This window comes from Tunicatimonas sp. (assembly GCF_049647865.1).
GTDB lineage: Bacteria > Bacteroidota > Bacteroidia > Cytophagales > Cyclobacteriaceae > Tunicatimonas.
In genome coordinates, this window is record NZ_JBARYM010000893.1 from 1 (window position 1) to 4734 (window position 4734).

The following is a 4734-nucleotide window of genomic DNA, read 5'->3' on the forward strand; positions in this document are numbered from 1 at the left end:
TCGGTCTTGATCATCTCAAGCAAGCCGTCGCGGACATATTGGAAGGCTTTGGTACCTCCTTTACTATGGAATTTGACAATCAAGTAAACCTGGAAAAACTTATACTTAAATCTGATTGAGTACTTATTGACGATATAGACGGCCTTTTTTAAACCCTGGCTTAGGTATGCCTATTATAACACCTGCATCTGGCTTTCTTAAGCCGGTAGAAATTTTGTCAACTAAATCACGCTGAGTGGTTCTCGATAAAATCTTGAATGTTTTGGTAAACCTGATCTATCAATAGAGTTCTTGCTTCCCTACTGGCCCAGCCGATGTGGGGCGTTAGTAGCAAGCGCTCTCTCTTCTTTACCTGTAAGTAAGGATGAGAAAGCGGGAATGGCTCTTCCTGATAAACATCTATTGCTGCCCCAGCAATTACTCCTTCATCAATAGCTCGCACCAAATCAGCTTCGTTAACAATTCCCCCTCTTGCCGTATTTAGTAAAATACTATGCGAGGGCATCTTGGATAACTGAGCGTAGTTCAGTAGATTTTGGGTATCTTTGTTTAAGGGAGCATGCACAGATACTACATCAGATGTTTGTAATAACTCTTCTAAAGAAAGCATCCGATAAGGCGCATCATTATTCTTACCTGAGGTAGAAAAATAAACAACCTCTGCTCCCATTGCCTCCGCAATTTTAGCAACCTGTCTCCCAATATTACCTAACCCAATAATACCAATCTGTCGGTTTTTGAGCTGCCAAAAACTATGCTTTAAATGAGTAAATAGTGACTGTTGGCTGTATTGACCAGAATGCACATATTCGTTGTAATAGTCGTGGCGATGTAATAATTGCAATAGCACCCCCACGGTTAACTGAGCCACACTATATGTAGAGTAATCCTCCACATTTTTTACGGCAATATTCTGCTGATGAGCCGCCTCCAAATCTACATTATTCATGCCAGTGGCGGCAACACAAATTAAGCTGAGGCTTGAAGTACTCTGCATAACTTCAGCACTAATCTTCACTTTATTCGTAATAACTACTTCCTGATTAGCAATTCGTTCGGGAACCTCCTCAGGCTGGGTTTGTGGATACATAATGTACTCCCCTAGATTGGAGAAAGAATCTAAATTAGCGACTTCTCCTACGGTGTCCGCATCCAAGAACACAATCCGGTAACCAGACATAAAATATAGTATTCAATTTAGTACTGTGTTGCTTAACAATAATGTTAAACAAAATTTATCTAGCGTTGCCTCATAATGATGTAAAGTAAATAAAATCCCTCGAGGCTGACGAAGTATCGTAAATATTTATATAATTCCAAACATTATATTAGTTTTGAATAAATAGTAGATCATGAGTGATCAGAATAAATTTTTTATTGTAGGAATTGGAGCTTCAGCAGGAGGGTTGCAAGCGTTACAAAGCTTTTTCTCCGAACTGCCTGATCAAAATCCCGCAGCTTTCATTGTGATTCAGCATCTGTCACCCGATTTTGAGAGTATGATGGATGAGTTACTGGCTAAATACACTAAAATGCCAGTTGTTAAAGTGACGAAGACGACAAAGGTAAAGCCTAATCACGTGTACGTAATGAGCCCCAAGCAAAACTTGGAACTAGTAAATGGCTCGCTTAAACCCAGAGCACCCAATGCTTACGAAAAACCCAACCTTCCAATTGATCTTTTCTTTAATTCTTTAGGCCGGGAACGGAAAAATAACGCGGTAGGCATTATACTAACCGGCACCGGAACCGACGGAAGCCGGGGAATTAAAACCGTTAAAGAGCAGGGAGGTATTGTAATGGCACAACATCCTGATTCTGCTAAGTTTGATGGAATGCCCAACGCTGCAGTGCATACTGGGTTAACCGACTTTATACTCGACTTACCCGAGTTAGCCAAAGAAACTCAGCGGGTAATTAACCGTATGCCTCAGCTTCTCGACAATAGTGATGAACTTACAGTGACTGATCGGGGGCTGGTCGATCGCATTCTAAAACTTATAGCTAAAAAAATTAAGATAGACTTTAGTGAATACAAAGAAGGAACCATTCTGCGCCGAATACAGAAGCGGATGCACATTGTTAATGTCGATATTTTAGAAGATTACTACAATGTACTGTTATCCAATACTACTGAAGTAAAACAGCTTGGTAATGAAATCCTGATCGGAGTTTCTAGCTTCTTCCGAGATGGGCGACCGTGGAAAGTATTTCAGGAAAAAGTATTGCCGGAGTTAGGTAAAAAAATATTGGAGGGTGATTCTCTGCGAATATGGATTGCTGGTTGCTCCAGTGGAGAAGAGGCTTACACTATTGGTATGCTCATCGATGATTATCTGGCTAATAACCAACTCAAACCCGACTATAAAATCTTTGGCTCAGATATTGATAAACGAGCTATTCAGGTGGCTAGTGCGGGAATTTATAGTCCAAGCATTGCTAATAACATTCCAGAAGAATATCTATCATACTACTTTAATCATTCAGACGAAACTTATCGGGTTAAAAAGTTTTTTCGCGATCACTTTGTGTTTGCCCCTCACAATATTATATCTGACCCTCCCTTTATTCGAATGGATGTAGTCTCCTGCCGAAATGTATTGATATATTTGAACTCTCAAGTTCAGAAAAAAGCCATGTCTCACTTCCATTTCTCACTAAACCAAAATGGCTTTCTGGTTTTAGGGAAAAGTGAAAGTATTGGCCATTTGCAACCCTACTTTAGTGTTCCAGAGAAGGGAGTAAATCTTTTTCAAAATCAAGTAGCCTCAACCGGCAAAAAACTATCTACCGAGCCTCGCCAGCCTTTTACAAAGCCGATCAGCCATCAATCTAGAACATCACCACCGACACAAATAAATACAACAACGCTTAAGGCACTAATTGCGGAGTCCTACGACGAAGTGGGAGTATTGGTAAATAAAGATTGCTTTATTCTTCACACGTTAGGGAGCGTTAACCGCTACTTCCAATTTCCTAAGAATAACCTGAGCATGCATCTGGAAGATGTGTTGGAAACTGATGAGTACCTATTACTGAAAAGTGGGGTGCGAGAGGCAGTAAGTAGCAAAAAGTCGGTGTACTACCCCGACGTATTATTTGCCAAAGGACAAGTTAGCAATATTATTAACCTTCGGTTTAAGGCTATTACTTCTCCTTTCTTTGAGAAAGAAGTGGTTTATATTGAGTTTCAAAACGCTCGCAAGCCTGACAAAACTAAAAAGAGTAACGTTAGTTCAAATGATGATAGTAAGCGGCAGATTGCTCTCCTCGAGAAAGAGGTTGACGAAAAACAAAGGCTATTACAAACTATGCGCGAAGAGTTAGATTCGCATAGTGAAGAACTGCAAACTACCAACGAAGAGCTATTAGCTTCTAATGAAGAACTACAGAGTTCTAACGAAGAGTTACAATCGGTGAATGAAGAATTGTATTCACTCAATGCGGAATTAGAAGATAAGATTAGAGAGGTAACCGAAGCGAACAGTGATGTAGTAAACCTTTTCAATAGCACACAAATTGCTACAATTTTTATCGATGAAGATTTAAACATTCGTCGGTTGACCTCGAGTGTCGCTAATGTTGTAAATATTTCTGAGAGGGATATCGGTCGCTCTATCCAGCATTTTACTACCAATCTGAATGAAATTTCCCTTACCGATTTAATTAGGCAGGCTATAAAATCTGGAAAGACGATAGAGCGTGAGGTATCATCGAGTAAGTGCTCGTATCTAATGCGAATGATCCCGTACTATGAGGCCAACGGTGAGGCCAACGGTTTAGTAATAACCTTTGTGGATGTTACTGAGATAAAGAATGCTCAGATGGCCGTTGATAATGTTCGCTCTTTTGCAGAAAACATTGTAAACACGGTTACTGACCCTCTTTTAGTAATGAATCAAGAGTTAAAAATTGTTTCTGCAAACCCAGCTTTTTACGATGCATTCGCACTCTCTAAAGAGAAAACATTAGGATTTTCTATCTTCGACCTAGACGATGGACAGTGGAAGCAACCCAACTTACAACAATTGCTGCGAGAGACTATTCATCAAAACAGCATAATCTCGGACTACCAGTTTGAGCATGATTTTCCCCGGATTGGTCAGCGAATTTTGAATATTAGCGCGGTATCTATCCCACAAACCGGTAGTAACCCTAACTTAATTCTTCTTAGTGTAAAAGATATTACTGATAAAGAGCGCAATCGTCAGAAGCTAAAAGAGATTGCCGAACGGTTAAATTTAGTTCGCCAGTCAGCAGAAATTGCCACTTGGGAGTATAATTTGCAAACAGGTACAGTGGTAGGCGATGCTCGCTTTCGCGAGCTTTTTGACATTGCCGAAGACCAAATTAATTTTGAGCAGGTAATGAAGCGTATTCATCCGGATGACTATCAAGAAGTAGTAACCGCCTTAGAGGAAGCCTTCAGTCAGCACCAAATGTACCGAGCTGAATTTAGAGTAGTGCATACCAATGGAGAAATTCGCCATTTGATTGGTCAGGGTGGATTGGTAATAGATCAGGAAGGAGAGCCTTACAAAATGCTAGGTATCAATTTAGATAATACTGAGCAGCGACAGGCCGAAGCAGATACCGCTCAATATGGTAAGTTATTGGAAGAGTCGCATAATGAAATTTACATTTTTGATGCCGATAGCCTTCACTTTATTAATGTTAACCAAGGGGGGCGCTATAATCTAGGGTACAGCATGGAAGAGATGCAGGAGTTAACTC

Annotated in this window: 2 protein-coding genes; one reads left to right on the plus strand and one right to left on the minus strand. The window is 40.3% G+C overall.

Annotation, left to right across the window (positions count from 1 at the left end; translation table 11 throughout):
- Positions 1–226: 226 nt before the first annotated feature.
- A complete protein-coding gene (locus WBA23_RS25490; protein ID WP_424585101.1) occupies positions 227–1180 on the minus strand; it encodes a D-2-hydroxyacid dehydrogenase in 954 nt (317 codons plus the stop codon).
- Positions 1181–1352: 172 nt separating this feature from the next.
- Between WBA23_RS25490 and WBA23_RS25495 the strand changes: the two genes are divergently transcribed.
- On the plus strand, positions 1353–4734 hold a 3382-nt coding region (locus tag WBA23_RS25495), incomplete at its 3' end, for a chemotaxis protein CheB (RefSeq protein WP_424585102.1).